Origin of the sequence: Streptomyces sp. CA-106110 (assembly GCF_050936285.1) — a bacterium.
Lineage (GTDB): Bacteria > Actinomycetota > Actinomycetes > Streptomycetales > Streptomycetaceae > Streptomyces.
Genome location: NZ_JBNJNB010000001.1, coordinates 5391815 through 5408789 on the forward strand (window position 1 = coordinate 5391815; position 16975 = coordinate 5408789).

Genomic DNA, 16975 nt, shown 5'->3' on the forward strand with positions numbered 1-16975 from the left:
GCCGGGAATCGACAGCCGGGACCGCCCGGACGGCGTCGTCGAGGAACCCTGGCCGGGCGACGGACGGGACATCAGGAGATCACCACCTTGACGATGCCGGTGAGGGCGATCTGGGCGAGGGAGAGGGGGACGAGGAGCGTCCAGGAGAACTTCTGGAGCTGGTCCTCGCGCAGACGGGGATAGGTGACGCGCAGCCAGATGACGACGAAGGCGAGGATCGCGGTCTTCAGGAGCGTCCACAGCCAGCCGAGGCCGCCCGCGCCCCAGGGACCGTGCCATCCGCCCAGGAAGAGGACGGTGGTCAGACCGCACAGGACGATGATTCCGGCGTACTCGGCGAGGAGGAACAGGGCGAATCGCAGGCCGGTGTACTCGGTGTAGGCGCCGAAGATGATCTCGGAGTCGGCGACGGGCATGTCGAAGGGCGGGCGTTGCAGTTCGGCGAGGCCGGCCACGAAGAAGACGAGCGCGCCGACGATCTGCCAGGGCACCCACCACCACTCGAAGGCGTCGACGATGCCGGAGAGCGAGACGGTGCCCGCCGCCATCGCCACCGAGGCGGCGGCGAGCAGCATCGGGAGTTCATAGGCGAGGAGCTGGGCTGCGGTGCGGAGGCCGCCGAGAAGGGAGTACTTGTTGGCGGAGGCCCAGCCGGCCATGAGCGAGCCGAGGACGCCGACGCCCATGACGGCCAGCACGAAGAAGATGCCCGCGTCGACGACCTGTCCGACGGCGCCCTGGCCGGGGCCTATCGGAATCACGAGGAGGATCAGGAGGTACGGGAGCAGGGCGACTGCGGGGGCGAGCTGAAAGATGCGTCGGTCCGCGCCAGCCGGGACGACGTCCTCCTTCTGCGCGAACTTCACACCGTCGGCGACGAGCTGGGCCCAGCCGTGGAAGCCGCCCGCGTACATCGGGCCGAGGCGTCCCTGCATATGGGCCATGACCTTGTGTTCCGTCTGACCGATGATCAGCGGGAAGGTGAGGAAGACGACGAACACGACGAGGAGTCGCAGAGCGACGTTCACTGCGTGCCTCCTGAGGGATCGTCGGGGGTGGGGGGTTCGTCGCGGGTCGGGGGCTCAGGACGTCGGGCGTCCTCGGGACGTTCCTCGCTCCCGGCCGCCTCGGCTGCTTCCGGTTCGGCTTGCGGTTCGCCCTCCGTTTCGGCCGGCGGTCCGGCCTCCGCCTTGGCCGGAGGTTCGGGGGCGGGCTCGGGCTTGGCCGGAGGTTCGGCGGCGGACTCGGACTCGGGCGCGTCGAAAGCCGGGCGGGCGTGGTGCCAAGGGGCGTCGGAGCTGCGCGACGCCGCGGGGCGCCCCGCGGCCGTGTCCTCCGATTCCGGGGCAACGGCACGTTGCGAGGCGGAACCCTCGGACGCACTGCGCGCACGCCGGGCACCGGCAGTCGGAGCCGCAGCAGCCTCCCCGCCCCCCGCACCGTCCGCACGCTGCGAAGCCGAACCCTCCGACGCACTCCGCGCACGCCGGACACCCGCCGGCGGAGCCGCAGACCCGGTGGCCGGCTCCGCGCCGCGTTGCGAGGCCGAGCCCTGCGACGCACTCCGCGCGCGGCGGGGCGCGCCGGGCGTCTCCGCGGGCTCGCTCGTGGCCGGAGTGGCGGCCGGAGCCTGGCTCGCCGAGCCCTCCGCTGCCGTGCGGGCGCGGCGGACCGGGCGTTCGCCGGCCACGCGCCCCGCGGCCCGGGCCGGGCGGGCGGGAGCCGGAGGAAGCTGGCCCTTGAGCGGGCCCCACTCGTTCGGATCGGGGACGCCCGGGGGCAGCATCTGGCGCCGCTTCGGGCCGCCGTGCTCCGACTCGCCCGGTTCCTTGGCTCCCGGCCAGGCCTTCGCGACCCGGGCGGCCAGGACGAAGTCCTTGCGCAAGGGGTGGCCCTCGAAGGTCTCCGGCAGAAGCAGGTGATCCAGGGCCGGGTGGCCCTCGAAGAGGACGCCGAACATCTCGTGCGTCTCGCGCTCGTGCCAGGCCGCGCCCGCGTACACGTCCACGGCGGAGGGCAGGACCGGTGCCTCGTGCGGGACGGTCGTCCGCAGCAGCAGCCGCCGTACCGGGGACAGGGCGACGACGTGCGCCGAGACGCGGAAGCCCGTGCCCGGTTCGTCGACCGCGCTCAGCCAGTCGAAGTAGGTACAGCCAAGCTCGTCACGGGCGGTGCGCAGCGCGGAGATCCAGGCCGACGGGGGTACGTCCACCGTCAGGACCTCGTACGACTGCTCCGCCGTGGCCTCGGTGCCGAACAGTTCCTCGGCGGGCGCTGGCAGCCAGCCGGCCGCGGTCATCACGCGCCCCCCTCACTGGTGGCATCGGTGGCACCGCTGAGCGGCGGACGTACGAGCCCGCTCTGCAGCGCGGCCACGGACGCCCGCGGAGCCGCGGCGCCGTACCGCTCCCCCAGCGACTCGCGCGCGATCTTCTCCTGGAGTTTGAGGATGCCCTGGAGAAGCGCCTCGGGGCGCGGCGGGCAGCCAGGGACGTACACGTCGACCGGGATGATCTGGTCGACGCCCTTCGTGACGGAGTACGAGTCCCAGTAGGGGCCTCCGCAGTTCGAGCACGCGCCGAAGGAGATCACGTACTTCGGCTCGGGCATCTGCTCGTACAGGCGTTTGACGGCCGGGGCCATCTTGTCCGTGACCGTTCCGGACACCACCATCAGGTCGGCCTGGCGAGGACCGGGGGCGAACGGGATCACACCGAGCCGGATGAAGTCGTGGCGGGCCATCGATGCGGCGATGAACTCGATCGCGCAGCAGGCGAGGCCGAAGTTGAAGACCCACAGGGAGTACCGGCGGCCCCAGTTCAGGACCACCTTCATGGGCTCGGGGGCGAGACGGGACAGCACGCCGAGCCTCGCGTTGCCGTCGGCGGGGAGGGCCCCGGGCTCCGGCAGCAGCACCGGCTCGGGAGCCGACGGGGTGGAGGGGTTCACGTCCATGCCAGGACCCCCTTCTTGTATGCGTACAGCAGGCCCACGGTCAGGAAGCCGAGGAAGATGAACATCTCCACGAGCGTCGTCGCGCCGTAGCCGGGGGCGGCGAAGACCGTTGCCCAGGGGAACAGGAAGATCGAGTCGACGGCGAAGATCACGTACAGAAACGCGTAGACGTAGTAGCGGACCTGTGTGTGGGCCCAGCCCTCGCCGACGGGGTCGACGCCGCACTCGTAGGTCAGCAGCTTCTCGGGCGTGGGCACGACCGGGCGCAGCAGACGGCCCGCGCCGAAGGCGACGGCCACGAAGAGCACGCCCACGACGGCGAGCAGCCCGACGACGGAATAGGACTGGAAGTAGCCCGCCGCGACGACGTTTCCGGCGCTTCCGGTTCCCGCCGTGGAAACGTTCCCCGCGATTCCGGTGCTCACGGTCTCCGCCATGACGGCGACGGCGGTCGGATCCGACACGTCAGCCCCTCACTCCCTGACCTCGTGACCCTGATGAACCTTGTGTTCGACGTTCTGTACGCACGGGAGTCTAGGCCCTGCTAAAGAGAGGGTAAGCAGCCCGTCGTGCTCTGGATACGCCGGTACTCCTCGTGCGGCTTCGCTCACGTACCCCTGGTGCGGCCTGCGCTCACTCTGCGGCGGTCCCGCCGGGGTGGGGTTTGCCCCACCCCACGGCGGCGGTCCGCCTCATGGCGCCATGGCGCTCCGGGTTGGCAGGCTGGTGTTCATGACCGAAAAAGGCCGGAAGATGCGCCGGAAATGCCGGGAGATATGACCGAACCCCTCACGAGCCGCGGCGCCGGGGACGACGAGCGCCCACCACCGCGCTTCGCCCTCGACGGATACACCTGGCGGGAGATCGCGCATCTGCTCGCGAACCTGCCGATGGCGCTCGTCGGCTTCATCTACGTGGTGACGGTGCTGTCCACAGGGGCGGGGCTGACGGCGACCGTGATCGGCCTGCCGCTGCTGGCGGCCGGGCTCATGGGCGCGCGGCAGCTGGGCAAGGCGGAGCGGGCCCGGGCCAGGGCGCTGCTCGGGGTGCGGGTGGAAGAGCCGAGTCCGCTGCCGTTGCGCCGGGGCGGCGGGGTGATGCAGCGGCTGTGGATGGCCCTGAAGGACCCAGTGGGCTGGCGGACGATGCTGTACGACTTCATCCGGCTGCCCTGGGGGATCGCGACCTTCACGGTGACGCTCGTGTCGCTGTTCCTCCTCTGGCCGGTCCTGCCGTTCATCGCGCGGGGGCTGACGAACGTGGACCGGGCGATGGTGCGGGGGCTTCTGTCGCCCTCGGACGAACTGGAGCGGCGCATCGCGGAACTGGAGTCCGACCGCGGGGTGGTCGTGGACACCGCGGCGGCGGATCTGCGCCGTATCGAACGCGACCTGCACGACGGGGCGCAGGCCCGGCTGGTGAACCTGGCGATGGGACTCGGTCTGGCCAAGGAGAAGTTGCTCGAGGACCCGGACGCGGCGGCGGCGATGGTCGCGGAGGCGCACGGCGAGGTGAAGCTCGCGCTGCAGGAACTGCGGGACCTCGCCCGCGGCATCCATCCCGCAGTGCTCACCGACCGGGGTCTGGACGCGGCGCTCTCGGCGGTCGCCACACGGTGCACCGTCCCCGTGAAGGTGACCGTCGACCTGGAGACGAGGCCGGCCGCGGCGATCGAGGGCATCGCCTACTTCACGGTCTCCGAACTGCTGCAGAACATCAGCAAGCACAGTGGGGCGAGAACCGCCTCCGTCGAGGTCTGGCGGGCTGACCAGCGGCTGATGATGCAGGTGAGGGACGACGGCCGCGGCGGCGCCCGCCTCGACGGCGGCAGTGGAATGGCGGGGCTCGCGGAGCGGCTGGGCGCGGTCGACGGCCTGTTCGTCGTCGACTCGCCGCTGGGTGGTCCTACGGTCGTCACGGCGGAGCTTCCGTGGCGGGACCGGGGCGACGAGACACGTCAGCGGTAGCGGGCACGCGGAGGGGTTTCGGGAGCGGGTAGTACGCGGGGGCGTACTACCCGCTCCCGCATGACGACCGCTCCCGCAAGAAGACCGCTCCCGTACTAGGGAGCGGTCGGGGGCATGGGCGCGCGTCCGGCCTTCTTCCTTCCATCTCTGCTTGCTCCTTCTACGAGGTCTTCCGACCACCCGTACCCGCGTGAAGTGCTGGGTGGGGAAAACCCCCGCTTGAAGACGCCGACCCGCTCCATGGCCTGGCCGGCGCGGAAACAGCAGGGTGGATGTACGAAACAGCGCGGGCCGAAAGTGCGGCCGCGTCGGGGTGCACGACGAGGAGAACGGACGAGCCGATGGCCACGCAGTACGGGCAGGGGTACGCAGACTGGGACGGCCCTGGGTCCCAGGGTGCCGGGGGGCGGCGGCACCGGCTTCCGGTCGCGCTGCGGGCGCCGATCGAGCGGCGCGCGTGGGGTGAGCTGTGCTACCTGCTGCTGAGCCTGCCGCTCGGGATCGCGATGTTCACGTACAGCGTCACGATGTTCTCGCTCGGGGCGGGACTGCTGGTGACCTTCCTCGGGATCCCGGTACTCGCGGCGGCTCTCGCGGGGTGCCGGGGCTTCGGGATGCTCGAGCGGGCGCGGGCACGGGGCCTGCTGGGGCTGGAGGTGGCCGAACCGGAGCCGCTGTCGCCCAAGGGGCGCGGGGCGATGGCCTGGATGGGGGCGATGCTCAAGAGCGGGACGTCGTGGCGGCACATGCTGTACACGGTGCTGCAGTTCCCGTGGGCGGTGTTCTCGTTCACCGTGGGGGTGACCCTGTGGGTGAACGGCTGGGGCATGCTGACCTATCCGCTGTGGTTCTGGGTGTTCCCGGCGTACGTCGGCCAGGGCGGGATTCAGCTGTACGGCGACGAGGCGCACCACGTCTACCTCGACAACCCGTTCGAGATCACGGTGACCGCACTGGTCGGGCTGCTGTTCACGCTGGCCACGCCGTGGATCGTGCGGGGTCTGACGACCGTGGACCGGCTGCTGGTGCACGGTCTGCTCGGGCCGTCGCGACTGGCGACGCGCGTGGTGGAGCTGGAGTCGGACCGCGGGGTGGTGGTCGACACGGCGGCGGCTGATCTGCGGCGCATCGAGCGGGATCTGCACGACGGGGCGCAGGCGCGGCTGGTGGCGCTGGCCATGGATCTGGGGCTGGCGAAGGAGAAGCTGACGGAGGATCCGCATGCGGCGGCGCGGATGGTGGACGAGGCGCACGGAGAGGTGAAGACGGCGCTCCAGGAACTGCGGGACCTCGCCCGTGGGATCCACCCGGCGGTGCTGACGGACCGGGGTCTGGACGCGGCACTGTCGGCCGTGGCCTCGCGGTGCACGGTTCCGGTGCGGGTGGAGGTCGACCTGCCGTCGCGGCCGGCGCCGGCGATCGAGGGGATCGCGTACTTCACGGTGTCGGAGCTGTTGCAGAACATCAGCAAGCACGCCCAGGCGTCACGGGCCACGGTGGACGTCTGGCGGGTGGAGGACCGGCTGCTGCTGCAGGTGACGGACGACGGGCTGGGGGGTGCGGACGCCTCCGCCGGTTCGGGGCTGGCCGGGCTGGCCGGTCGCCTCGACGCGGTGGACGGGATTCTCGTGGTGGATTCCCCACCCGGGGGGCCGACCCGGATCACCGCCGAACTGCCCTGGCGGTCGGCCTGACCGTCCAGGCACCGCCGCGGCACACCGCCCCCTGTTCGTTCGTCCGAACGGGGGGCTTCGGCCGTGGGAGGACAGGACGTGCGAGGGCGCCGCGCCGCCCTCGCGCACGCCCTCCTTCCGCCTGCTTGCCGCCACGCCCCCGGCCGGCGGAAAGAACACGCCCGTCCAGTCTGTCCACAGGCCCGGTGAGAAAGCGCGGACGGCGAGATACTGAGGGTGCCGAGGGGCGGCGGGACCAGGGGTCGCCCGGGACACCACCGGACGCACAGCACGCGCGGCCGAAGACTGAAGGCGCGGGGGCCGAAGATCGTGGAGGACAGGGTGCGGGTGGTCATCGCCGAGGATTCAGTGCTGCTCAGAGAGGGCCTGACCCGGCTGCTGACCGACCGCGGGCATGAGGTCGTCGCCGGTGTCGGGGACGGGGACGCACTGATCAAGACCATCACCGAGTTGGCGGACCGCGGCGAGCTGCCCGATGTCGTCGTCGCCGACGTGCGGATGCCGCCCACCCATACGGACGAGGGGGTCCGGGCGGCGGTCCAGCTGCGCAAGGTGCATCCCGGGCTGGGCGTACTGGTTCTGTCCCAGTACGTCGAGGAGCGGTATGCGACCGAGCTGCTGGCCGGTTCCAGCCGTGGAGTCGGCTACCTGCTCAAGGACCGGGTCGCCGAGGTGCGCGAGTTCGTGGACGCCGTGGTGCGGGTGGCCGAGGGGGGCACCGCACTGGATCCGGAGGTCGTCGCACAGCTGCTCGGACGCAGCCGGAAGCAGGACGTGCTCGCCGCGCTCACCCCTCGCGAGCGCGAGGTACTGGGGTTGATGGCCGAGGGGCGGACGAACTCCGCGATAGCCCGGCAGCTCGTCGTGAGCGACGGAGCGGTCGAGAAGCACGTGAGCAACATCTTCCTGAAGCTCGGCCTGTCGCAGAGTGACGGGGATCACCGGCGTGTTCTGGCCGTCCTCACCTACCTCAATTCCTGATCGACTGACACTGTTTCAGACAGCGGGGCTCCGGCGGCACGCTCGGGTCCGGCGTCCCGCCGGTCCGCGCCGGCCGCCCCGCGAGTCGGCGCGCCGAGTACGCCAGAAGCACCGGAAATCAAAGGATGAGCACGGAACGTCTTCAAAAGCACGGTCGGGGGGTGGGTAAATCATGACAATTCAGGGCGCCGGATCGTCTCGCCATGATGTCCATCATGCGAACGGCCGGGGGAAGGCGACCCTTACGGACGTAGGGTTGATCGTGGGAAGGCCGGCGGGACGGCCCATCCCGGTCAGCCGCCTCGAGGGAGGTCCAGTTCAGTGACCAGCCAGGTCAGCAGTCCAGCGGAGCAGGCAGACGAAGCCGTCGTAGGAGAACAGCGCAAACCGGCGGGCGGGAAGGACGTACGCAAGCTCGACCGGGTGATCATCCGGTTCGCGGGAGACTCCGGTGACGGCATGCAGCTCACCGGTGACCGTTTCACCTCGGAGACGGCGTCCTTCGGCAACGACTTGTCGACGCTGCCGAACTTCCCCGCCGAGATCCGCGCCCCCGCAGGCACGCTGCCGGGCGTCTCCTCCTTCCAGCTGCACTTCGCCGACCACGACATCCTGACCCCCGGGGACGCGCCGAACGTGCTGGTGGCGATGAACCCGGCCGCCTTGAAGGCGAACGTCGGCGACCTGCCGCGCGGCGCGGAGATCATCGTCAACACGGACGAGTTCACCAAGCGGGCCATGCAGAAGGTCGGCTACGAGGCCAGTCCTCTGGAGGACGGCTCGCTGGACGGCTACAGCGTCCACCCGGTGCCGCTGACCACGCTCACCGTCGAGGCGCTCAAGGAGTTCGACCTCTCCCGCAAGGAGGCCGAGCGCAGCAAGAACATGTTCGCGCTGGGCCTGCTGTCGTGGATGTACCACCGGCCGACCGAGGGCACCGAGAAGTTCCTGAAGTCGAAGTTCGCGAAGAAGCCGGACATCGCGGCCGCCAATATCGCCGCCTTCCGCGCCGGCTGGAACTTCGGCGAGACGACCGAGGACTTCGCGGTCTCCTACGAGGTCGCACCGGCCGTCAAGGCGTTCCCGGTGGGCACCTACCGGAACATCTCAGGGAACCTCGCCCTGTCCTACGGGCTGGTCGCCGCGTCCCACCAGGCGGACCTGCCGCTGTTCCTGGGCTCCTACCCGATCACTCCGGCCTCGGACATCCTGCACGAACTGTCCAAGCATAAGAACTTCGGTGTGCGCACCTTCCAGGCCGAGGACGAGATCGCCGGTATCGGAGCCGCGCTGGGCGCGGCGTTCGGCGGCTCGCTCGCGGTGACGACGACCTCCGGCCCCGGCGTGGCCCTCAAGAGCGAGACCATCGGCCTCGCCGTCTCGCTGGAGCTGCCGCTGCTGGTCGTCGACATCCAGCGCGGCGGGCCGTCCACCGGTCTGCCGACCAAGACGGAGCAGGCGGACCTGCTGCAGGCGATGTTCGGTCGCAACGGCGAGGCACCGGTCCCGGTCATCGCCCCGAAGACGCCCGCGGACTGCTTCGACGCGGCCCTCGAGGCGGCGCGGATCGCGCTCACCTACCGCACGCCCGTCTTCCTGCTCTCCGACGGCTATCTGGCCAACGGCTCCGAGCCCTGGCGGATCCCGGACCTGGACGAGCTGCCCGACCTGCGGGTGCGGTTCGCCGAGGGACCCAACCACACCCTGGACGACGGCACCGAGGTGTTCTGGCCCTACAAGCGGGATCCGCACACTCTGGCGCGGCCGTGGGCGCTTCCGGGCACGCCGGGCCTGGAGCACCGGATCGGCGGCATCGAGAAGCAGAACGGCACGGGCAACATCTCCTACGACCCGGCCAACCACGACTTCATGGTGCGTACCCGCCAGGCGAAGATCGACGGCATCGAGGTCCCCGATGTCGAGGTGGACGATCCGCAGGAGGCGAAGACGCTGGTGCTGGGGTGGGGGTCGACCTACGGCCCGATCACCGCGGCGGTGCGGCGGCTGCGCACGGCCGGGGAGTCGATCGCGCAGGCCCATCTGCGCCATCTCAACCCCTTCCCGCGGAATCTGGGAGCGGTCCTCAGACGTTATGACAAGGTGGTGATCCCCGAGATGAACCTCGGTCAGCTCGCCACGCTCATCCGGGCGAAGTACCTGGTCGACGCCCACTCGTACAACCAGGTGAACGGTATGCCGTTCAAGGCCGAACAGCTCGCCGCGGCTCTCAAGGAGGCCATCGATGGCTGAGACGTCCACGGAAGGCAGGGACACGATCGAGGCGCTTTCCCTCGTTCCCAAGGCCGTGGCCCGGCAGTCCATGAAGGACTTCAAGTCGGACCAGGAAGTGCGCTGGTGCCCCGGCTGCGGTGACTATGCGATCCTCGCCGCCGTCCAGGGCTTCATGCCGGAACTGGGTCTGGCCAGGGAGAACATCGTCTTCGTCTCGGGCATCGGCTGCTCGTCCCGTTTCCCGTACTACATGAACACGTACGGCATGCACTCCATCCACGGACGTGCCCCGGCGATCGCGACCGGCCTCGCCTCCTCCCGGCGCGATCTGTCGGTGTGGGTGGTCACCGGTGACGGCGACGCGCTGTCCATCGGAGGCAACCACCTCATCCACGCGCTGCGCCGCAACGTCAACCTGAAGATCCTGCTGTTCAACAACCGGATCTACGGGCTCACCAAGGGCCAGTACTCACCCACCTCCGAAGTCGGCAAGATCACCAAGTCGACGCCGATGGGGTCGCTCGACGCGCCCTTCAACCCGGTCTCGCTCGCCATCGGGGCCGAGGCGTCCTTCGTGGCCCGTACCGTCGACTCCGACCGCAAGCACTTGACCGGAGTGCTGCGCCAGGCCGCGGCCCACCCCGGCACCGCCCTGGTGGAGATCTACCAGAACTGCAACATCTTCAACGACGGGGCGTTCGACGCCCTCAAGGACAAGCAGAGCGCCGAGGAAGCCGTGATCCGCCTGGAGCACGGACAGCCGATCCGCTTCGGCCCCGAAGGCAACCGCGGCGTCGTGCGCGACCTCAGCACCGGTGACCTGAAGGTCGTGCCCGTGACACCGGAGAACGAGGCGGAGATCCTCGTCCACGACGCCCACGCGGCCTCCCCCACCACGGCGTTCGCGTTGTCCCGGCTTGCCGATCCGGACACGCTCCACAACACGCCGATCGGCGTGTTCCGCTCGGTCGACCGGCCCGTCTACGACACGCAGATGGCCGACCAGCTCGACGCCGCCATCGAGCACAACGGCAAGGGCGACCTCGCGGCCCTGCTCGCCGGCGGGGACACCTGGACCGTCGTCGGCTAGGACACGACGCTACTCACGAGGCCCGGGCCTTCGATGCCCGGGCCTCGTCGTATGCCTGGCGGGCCCTTTCGACATCGTCCATGCGCTGCTCGGTCCACAGTGACAGCGCGCGCACCTGCTCGGCGGCCTCGCGCCCCAGGTCGGTCAGGGAGTAGTCGACCCTCGGCGGGATCACCGGCTTGGCGTCGCGGTGGACCATGCCGTCGCGCTCCAGCGTCTGCAGGGTCTGGGTGAGCATCTTCTCGCTGACCCGGGCGATCTTCCCGACCGCGCGGCGCAGTTCGCTGAAGCGGTGGGGCCGGTCGAGGAGCTCGATCAGGACGAGGACGCCCCAGCGGCTTGTGACGTGCTCGAGTACCAGACGGTAGGGGCACATCGCCGCGTCGGTGTCGCCTCCGCGGGGGACCGCGCTACTTACTGTCATGCCAGTACCTTACTTCAAAGTGGGTACTTTCCACAGGTTAGTGCCCCTCCTAGGGTGAGTGTCAGACGCACCCCACAAGGAGATCCAAGTCATGAGCATCGTCGTCACCGGAGCCACCGGACACCTCGGCCGCCACGTGGTGGAGCAGCTACTGGAGAAGGTTCCGGCCGAGGAGATCACCGCGGTGGTCCGCACCCCGGAGAAGGCCGCCGACCTCGCGGAGCGCGGCGTACGGATCGCGGTCGCCGACTACAACGACCCCGCGACCTTCGACGGCCTCTTCGCCACGGGCGACAAGGTGCTGCTCATCTCCGGCAACGAGTTCGACAAGGGCCGGGCCGGCCAGCACAAGGTCGTCCTCGACGCCGCCAGGACGGCCGGAGTCGCCCTCTTCGCCTACACCAGCGCCCCCGGCAGCCTGACGGCCGCCCTCGCCGACGACCACCGGACCACCGAGGAGGCCATCCTGGCCTCGGGCGTGCCGTATGTGCTGCTGCGCAACGGCTGGTACCACGAGAACTACACCGAGCACCTCGCCCCCGTCCTGGAGCACGGCGCCGTCGTCCAGGCCGCCGGGGAGGGCCGGGTCGCCTCGGCCTCGCGCGCCGACTACGCGGCTGCCGCCGTCGCGGTGCTGACCGGCGAGGGCCACGAGGACAAGACGTACGAACTGAGCGGCGACACCGCCTGGGGCTTCGCCGAGTACACCGCCGAGCTGAGCGAGCAGTCCGGCAAGGAGATCGCGTACAACAGCGTCTCCGTCGAAGCACTGAAGGGGATCCTGACCGGCGCGGGACTGCCCGAGCCCCTCGCCGCGATCCTGGCCGGCGTGGACGCCTCCATCGAGAAGGGCGAGCTGGCCGTCACCACGGGAGACCTCTCCCGTCTCACCGGCCGCCCGACCACGCCGATCAGCGAGTCGATCACGGCCGCGCTGAAGGCCTGATTACCTTCGGCGGGCCCCTGGACGTCCCGGCCGACCTCCGCCTGTCATGACCGTATGGCGATACGGGTATGACAGGCGGGGGCGCTCGCGCTACCTTCATGGATGCTGCACGGGAGCAGTCGCGCGAGAAGGAGGGGCCCGTGGCTGAGAAGTCGAAGAGTGAGCGGCGGACAGGTCTGCTGAACGGCTTCGCGGCCTATGGGATGTGGGGGCTCGTCCCCCTCTTCTGGCCCCTGCTGAAACCGGCCGGAGCGATCGAGATCCTGGCCCACCGGATGGTCTGGTCCCTGGTCCTGGTCGGCGTCGCACTGCTGGTGATGCGGCGCTGGGCCTGGATCGGGGAGCTGCTGCGGCAGCCCCGCAAGCTGGTTCTGGTGACCATCGCCGCGGCGGTCATCACCGTCAACTGGGGCGTCTACATCTGGTCCGTCAACAGCGGTCACGTGGTCGAGGCCTCGCTCGGCTACTTCATCAACCCGCTGGTCACCATAGCGATGGGTGTCCTGATCCTTAAGGAGCGGCTGCGGCCCGTCCAGTGGGCGGCGGTCGGGGTCGGCTTCGCCGCGGTACTCGTCCTGACGATCGGCTACGGCCAGCCGCCGTGGATCTCGCTGTGCCTCGCCTTCTCCTTCGCCACCTACGGACTGGTGAAGAAGAAGGTCAGCCTCGGCGGCATCGAGTCGCTGGCGGCGGAGACCGCCGTGCAGTTCGTGCCCGCGCTGGCGTATCTGCTGTGGCTGACGGCGCACGGCGACTCGACCTTCACCACCCGTGGGCCGGGGCACGCGGCGCTGCTCGCCGCGACCGGTGTCGTCACCGCGCTCCCCCTGGTCTGCTTCGGCGCCGCCGCGATCCGGGTCCCGCTGTCGACACTGGGTCTGCTCCAGTACCTGGCACCGGTCTTCCAGTTCCTGCTGGGCATCCTCTACTTCCACGAGGCGATGCCGCCGGAGCGCTGGGCGGGCTTCGCCCTGGTGTGGATCGCACTGGTGCTGCTGACCGGGGACGCGCTGCGCACGGCCCACCGGGCGGCGCGCACGCTCAGGGCCAGGACAGCGGCGCCAGGCGGGATCGTCGCCACCGGGACGGTGAGCGCGCAGCGGCCCGTGGACGGTGTGGTGGCGGGAGCCGATCAGCCGGTGGACGCCACGTCTTGAGTCGCGGCCGCCCATGGGGCGACCGGAACAACATACGAGGGGCCAGGGCCGTGCGCGGCTCTGGCCCCTTTCCGGTCAGTGTCCCCGGGAGTGCTCACCGCCGACGGCGTTGCGGGCGCGTTCGGCGAGCCGGACCATCCGGCTGCGGGCGCGTTCGAGCTGGTCGAGGTCGTCGACTGCGGGGCCCTCACCGGCCGCGAGTTCGGTCCACACGGCGATGAGGTCGCGGCCGAGGTGCAGCCCCTGGATCGGGTCGCGGACCGCACGCCAGGCGGCGGCCGCGCTCTGCACGTTCCCGTAGGCGCCCCGCGGGTCGCCGAGGCGGTGGCGGAGCCGGGCCAGGTCGAGGGAGAGGTGGAAGGAGCGCAGCGCGTCCGCGGCCAGGTAGGCGATGTACGCGGTGAGTTCGCGCAGGCGCAGCACATCGGGGTGCTCGGCGCCGAGGGCGGCCGAGGCCTCGGCGACCGTCCGCTCGGCCAGGTCGGCGGCTTCCTCGATACGGCCCTGCTTCACGGCCGCGTTGATCCGGGCCATGGGTTCCGCGACCGGCCCGCCCGCGCCACCGGGCGGCACGGCCCCGGACTCGGGCGCGAGCACGGCTTCGGCCACGGAGTCGAACTCCCGGACAGGCGGTTCCTTGACCTCCTCCACCTCGGCGACCCGAGTGGTGCGGGGGGCCGGGGTGGGTTTCCACGCGGGGGTGGAGTACGAGTCGGGGTCGGGCCCGAAGTCGGGCCTGAGCGTCTCCGGCTCGTCCGGCCCGGTCTCCGGCGCCCTCCAGGTGGGTGCCGGTGCCGGCGGCACGGGCGGGAGGGGCATCACCGGCGGCGGACCGAAGGTCCCGGTCGGGGCGGAGACCGTCCCCGGGGCGACGGCGCCGCCCCCCGGCAGCACCTGGGCGGGCCCCGAGGTGGCGCTGATCAACGGAGCCTCGGGCAGGGCCCGCAGCATGAAGGTGGCGACGGCGGCACCGAGGTGGGAGGGGCGATCACCGACGGGGGGTTCCTCGGCAGGGGGTTCCTCGACGGGCCGAGCAGGGGCGGCGCCCTGCGAGGCAGCGGCTTGGTACTGCACCGACGCGGGACGATGCGGCACCGGAGGCCGCACGGCCGCCGGGACCTCCTGACCTGGCGTCGCCTGCTGATACGCCGCGGCTTCACGGCGGTCGGCGGAGTGCGCTGTCGGCACGGGATGCCCGGCGGCCGCGAACGCCCCGGCGGCAGGAGGTTCCTCGGCGGACTGAGCAGGGGCGGAACCCCGGGAGGCAGCGGCCTGGTGCTGCACCGGAGCCGGACGATGCGGCACCGGGGGCCGCACGGCCGCCGGGACCTCCTGACCTGGCGTGGCCTGCTGATACGCCGCAGCTTCACCGTGGGCAGCGGAGTGCGGTGCCGGCACAGGACCCGCTGCGACCGCGAACGACCCGGCGACAAGGTGCTCCCGGGCCGTCGGCTGTCCGGGCGTGACGGACTGCGGTTCCGGCGCGGGCTGTCCCGCCGTCGGCTCCGGTACCGCATGCAGAGGGAACGTCGCCGCTCCGCCCGTCGGCTGCTGCTCCTCGATGGCGCGCAGCAGGTGCGTCGGCTTGTCCAGCCGTGGCCGGACAGGTTCAGGTGCCGTCGCGGAGGGTGCCGCCTGCACCCTCGGCTGGTCAGGCGCCCGTTCGGGCCCCGGGGGCGGTGTCTCGGTCGCGGCCACCGGTACCGGCTCCCCCGCGTACTCGCTCGCCCCGTCCGCCGACACCCTGATCGGCACCACGAACCCGATCCGTTCGTCCCGGACCGCCGCGAGGACCGGATGGCCCACGGCCAGCGCGAGCCGGTGGAGGTGGTCCAGGACCGCCTCCTGCGGCGACTGCCCCGGCGCGGCGACCACCGGCACTCCGTCTACGGTCGTGCCCGCACCCGGTGCACCGTCGCCCCTCACATGGACCTCGATCGGCGTCACCCCGGCCTCCGCGCCCCCGGCGGAAGCGGCGCCCTCGGCGGTACGCCCGCGCTCGGGCTCGCGGCTGAGTCGAGACATCGTTCCCTCACTCGGATCGGTCGGTGGAGGAGAGGGCGTCGGTGGGGGAAGGAAGTGCCGCCGTGTCCGCCGCCGGCACTTCCGGGAAACGCCAGAGCTTGCCCGCCCGCGAACGCACCGGCCTCGGCAGGGCGCCGGCCCGCGGCCCCGTCCTCGTCCAGCCGTCACGGCCGTGGGTCGTGCCCTCGACGAGGAGCGCACGGTAGGCCAGCGTACGCGGGTGGGCGGCGGAATCCCCCTCGGCGCCGCCCGCTCGCGCCGCGCGCGTCGCGGAGACGGGGCGCGTGGCACCTGTCGAACGCGCAGCATCCGCCGCGAGCACCGTAGTTGTCATCGCTCCCCTCCTCCTCCAGCGACGCCGAATGCGCACATGTGGTTGTAGTCCGTCCGGACGCGGTCGCCGTCCATCGCCGCGCCGTACCGTCGTCACAACCCCGTGATCATCACGGCAGCCCGCACGCGCCGGCCGAACTCCAGCGATGTCTTTTGCAGTTCAGTGTCCAGTCCCCACCCCCTGTCCCCCGTCACCACCGCGTCACAGACTCGTCCCGGAAATCGGGCCCCCGCTGCAGAGAAGTTCGCCACCCGTGAAGATCGGGGGCCGACCACCGCCCGAGGAGACGCTGATCGACGTCTACCGGCTGTCGTGGGTGCCCGCCTGGCGCACCGGCGGCCTGAGCGGCCCAGCGCCGCGCGAGTGCGGGCAACCGGCCCGGCTGACCGGGGCGTTCACCGGCACGAACAGAGGCCCTCGGTGAGCACGGCGAGCGCCGTACGACGACACCGGACACCCACCCGGGCCGTATGGCGACCGCCTGGTGGACCAGAGGCCACCTCAGGTGTATATTCACATGCATATACTGCGCATGCATATTGCCGCCCGCATCTGCCGCCGAGCTCGGGAGCCCCGCATGACCGGCCACTTCCTGTTCGTCCTCGGCAGCAGCCGCCCCGGTGGAAACACCGAACAGCTCGCACGCAGGGCCGCCGCCCAGCTGCCCGCCGATGTCGGCCAGCAGTGGATCAGCCTCGCCGAGCACCCGCTGCCCGACTTCGAGGACGTACGGCACGACAGCGACCCCCTGCGCCCGGCCGGCCGGAACGTCGCACGGATGCTCGACGCCACCCTGGCGGCGACCGACATCGTGATCGCGTCACCGCTGTACTGGTACTCGGTGTCCGGCCAGACCAAGCGCTACCTGGACCACTGGTCGGCCTGGCTGCGCATCCCCGGCCTCGAGTTCAGGAAGCAGATGGCGGGCCGCACGCTGTGGGGCATCACCGCGCTCGCCGACGAGGAGCGGGAAGTCGCCGATCCACTCGTCGGCACGCTCAACAACACCGCCGCGTACATGAAGATGCACTTCGGCGGGGTCCTGCTCGGCAACGGCAGCAGGCCCGGTGACGTGCTGCGGGACACGCAGGCCCTGGAACAGGCCGGGACGTTCTTCGCCCAGGCGGCGCCGCTCGCCCGCTTCCCGCACGAGACCGCGGCCGTATGAGC

General features: G+C 71.0%; 16 protein-coding genes. 9 read left to right on the forward strand and 7 right to left on the reverse strand.

Features of this window, described 5'->3' with window-relative positions; all coding sequences use genetic code 11:
- Nucleotides 1-71 precede the first annotated feature (71 nt).
- From ACQEXA_RS24810 to ACQEXA_RS24825, 4 genes are read right to left on the reverse strand one after another with little or no spacing between them, the layout of a single operon-like run.
- Nucleotides 72-1028 (reverse strand): complex I subunit 1/NuoH family protein, encoded by a 957-nt coding sequence (locus ACQEXA_RS24810; protein ID WP_432931237.1) that lies wholly within the window; start codon nt 1026-1028, stop codon nt 72-74.
- Nucleotides 1025-2299, reverse strand: a complete 1275-nt coding sequence (locus ACQEXA_RS24815; protein ID WP_432931235.1) for an NADH-quinone oxidoreductase subunit C — start codon at nt 2297-2299, stop codon at nt 1025-1027. The genes ACQEXA_RS24810 and ACQEXA_RS24815 overlap by 4 nt, the downstream gene beginning before the upstream one ends.
- Nucleotides 2299-2955, reverse strand: a complete 657-nt coding sequence (locus ACQEXA_RS24820) for an NADH-quinone oxidoreductase subunit B (protein ID WP_432931233.1) — start codon at nt 2953-2955, stop codon at nt 2299-2301. Before ACQEXA_RS24820 ends, ACQEXA_RS24815 begins: the two co-directional genes overlap by 1 nt.
- Complete coding sequence (locus tag ACQEXA_RS24825; RefSeq protein WP_359395327.1) at nt 2946-3392, reverse strand: NADH-quinone oxidoreductase subunit A; 447 nt, start codon at nt 3390-3392, stop codon at nt 2946-2948. The genes ACQEXA_RS24820 and ACQEXA_RS24825 overlap by 10 nt, the downstream gene beginning before the upstream one ends.
- 339 nt (nt 3393-3731) lie before the next feature.
- Here ACQEXA_RS24825 and ACQEXA_RS24830 point away from each other — a divergent pair, with 339 nt between their 5' ends.
- From ACQEXA_RS24830 to ACQEXA_RS24850, 5 genes are all read left to right on the forward strand, one after another.
- A complete protein-coding gene (locus tag ACQEXA_RS24830) occupies nt 3732-4922 on the forward strand; it encodes a sensor histidine kinase (RefSeq protein WP_432931231.1) in 1191 nt (396 codons plus the stop codon).
- Nucleotides 4923-5263: 341 nt separating this feature from the next.
- On the forward strand, nt 5264-6616 hold the full coding sequence (locus tag ACQEXA_RS24835; protein ID WP_433131059.1) for a sensor histidine kinase: 1353 nt from the start codon (nt 5264-5266) through the stop codon (nt 6614-6616).
- Nucleotides 6617-6937: 321 nt separating this feature from the next.
- Nucleotides 6938-7597 carry a LuxR C-terminal-related transcriptional regulator gene (locus ACQEXA_RS24840; protein ID WP_433134616.1) on the forward strand — a complete coding sequence of 220 codons (660 nt, stop codon included), beginning with the start codon at nt 6938-6940 and terminating at the stop codon, nt 7595-7597.
- Nucleotides 7598-7918: 321 nt separating this feature from the next.
- A complete protein-coding gene (locus ACQEXA_RS24845; protein WP_432931227.1) occupies nt 7919-9847 on the forward strand; it encodes a 2-oxoacid:acceptor oxidoreductase subunit alpha in 1929 nt (642 codons plus the stop codon).
- Complete coding sequence (locus ACQEXA_RS24850; RefSeq protein WP_432931226.1) at nt 9840-10919, forward strand: 2-oxoacid:ferredoxin oxidoreductase subunit beta; 1080 nt, start codon at nt 9840-9842, stop codon at nt 10917-10919. The genes ACQEXA_RS24845 and ACQEXA_RS24850 overlap by 8 nt, the downstream gene beginning before the upstream one ends.
- Before the next feature lie 13 nt (nt 10920-10932).
- Here the strand turns inward: ACQEXA_RS24850 and ACQEXA_RS24855 are convergent, their stop codons facing one another.
- The gene (locus tag ACQEXA_RS24855) at nt 10933-11343 is read right to left on the reverse strand and encodes a winged helix-turn-helix transcriptional regulator (protein WP_432931224.1); all 411 of its coding nucleotides are present in this window, start codon (nt 11341-11343) and stop codon (nt 10933-10935) included.
- Between the two features lie 91 nt (nt 11344-11434).
- Here ACQEXA_RS24855 and ACQEXA_RS24860 point away from each other — a divergent pair, with 91 nt between their 5' ends.
- Both ACQEXA_RS24860 and rarD read left to right on the forward strand, forming a co-directional pair.
- Entirely contained in the window at nt 11435-12289 is an 855-nt protein-coding gene (locus ACQEXA_RS24860) for an SDR family oxidoreductase (protein WP_432931222.1), read from the forward strand.
- Between the two features lie 98 nt (nt 12290-12387).
- Nucleotides 12388-13446 (forward strand): EamA family transporter RarD, encoded by a 1059-nt coding sequence (gene rarD / locus ACQEXA_RS24865; RefSeq protein WP_432931220.1) that lies wholly within the window; start codon nt 12388-12390, stop codon nt 13444-13446.
- Between the two features lie 75 nt (nt 13447-13521).
- Here the strand turns inward: rarD and ACQEXA_RS24870 are convergent, their stop codons facing one another.
- Together ACQEXA_RS24870 and ACQEXA_RS24875 are read right to left on the reverse strand one after the other, a co-directional pair.
- Nucleotides 13522-15471, reverse strand: coding sequence for a hypothetical protein (locus tag ACQEXA_RS24870; protein WP_432931218.1), 1950 nt, complete (start codon nt 15469-15471; stop codon nt 13522-13524).
- 7 nt (nt 15472-15478) lie between these two features.
- Nucleotides 15479-15805: a hypothetical protein gene (locus ACQEXA_RS24875; RefSeq protein ID WP_432931216.1), complete on the reverse strand. Its 327-nt coding sequence runs from the start codon at nt 15803-15805 to the stop codon at nt 15479-15481.
- Between the two features lie 253 nt (nt 15806-16058).
- Here ACQEXA_RS24875 and ACQEXA_RS24880 point away from each other — a divergent pair, with 253 nt between their 5' ends.
- Together ACQEXA_RS24880 and ACQEXA_RS24885 are read left to right on the forward strand one after the other, a co-directional pair.
- Entirely contained in the window at nt 16059-16229 is a 171-nt protein-coding gene (locus ACQEXA_RS24880; RefSeq protein WP_432931214.1) for a hypothetical protein, read from the forward strand.
- A 153-nt stretch (nt 16230-16382) separates the two neighbouring features.
- Entirely contained in the window at nt 16383-16973 is a 591-nt protein-coding gene (locus ACQEXA_RS24885) for a flavodoxin family protein (protein ID WP_432931212.1), read from the forward strand.
- The last annotated feature ends 2 nt before the right edge of the window (nt 16974-16975 follow it).

Coding starts and splice junctions, on each gene's coding strand:
- ACQEXA_RS24870 (WP_432931218.1), bottom strand. CDS start 15,471: ATGTCTCGACTCAGCCGCGAGCCCGAGCGCGGGCGTACCGCCGAGGGC.
- ACQEXA_RS24825 (WP_359395327.1), bottom strand. CDS start 3,392: ATGGCGGAGACCGTGAGCACCGGAATCGCGGGGAACGTTTCCACGGCG.
- rarD (WP_432931220.1), top strand. CDS start 12,388: ATGGATGCTGCACGGGAGCAGTCGCGCGAGAAGGAGGGGCCCGTGGCT.
- ACQEXA_RS24820 (WP_432931233.1), bottom strand. CDS start 2,955: ATGGACGTGAACCCCTCCACCCCGTCGGCTCCCGAGCCGGTGCTGCTG.
- ACQEXA_RS24855 (WP_432931224.1), bottom strand. CDS start 11,343: ATGACAGTAAGTAGCGCGGTCCCCCGCGGAGGCGACACCGACGCGGCG.
- ACQEXA_RS24875 (WP_432931216.1), bottom strand. CDS start 15,805: ATGACAACTACGGTGCTCGCGGCGGATGCTGCGCGTTCGACAGGTGCC.
- ACQEXA_RS24850 (WP_432931226.1), top strand. CDS start 9,840: ATGGCTGAGACGTCCACGGAAGGCAGGGACACGATCGAGGCGCTTTCC.
- ACQEXA_RS24860 (WP_432931222.1), top strand. CDS start 11,435: ATGAGCATCGTCGTCACCGGAGCCACCGGACACCTCGGCCGCCACGTG.
- ACQEXA_RS24835 (WP_433131059.1), top strand. CDS start 5,264: ATGGCCACGCAGTACGGGCAGGGGTACGCAGACTGGGACGGCCCTGGG.
- ACQEXA_RS24815 (WP_432931235.1), bottom strand. CDS start 2,299: ATGACCGCGGCCGGCTGGCTGCCAGCGCCCGCCGAGGAACTGTTCGGC.
- ACQEXA_RS24885 (WP_432931212.1), top strand. CDS start 16,383: ATGACCGGCCACTTCCTGTTCGTCCTCGGCAGCAGCCGCCCCGGTGGA.
- ACQEXA_RS24830 (WP_432931231.1), top strand. CDS start 3,732: ATGACCGAACCCCTCACGAGCCGCGGCGCCGGGGACGACGAGCGCCCA.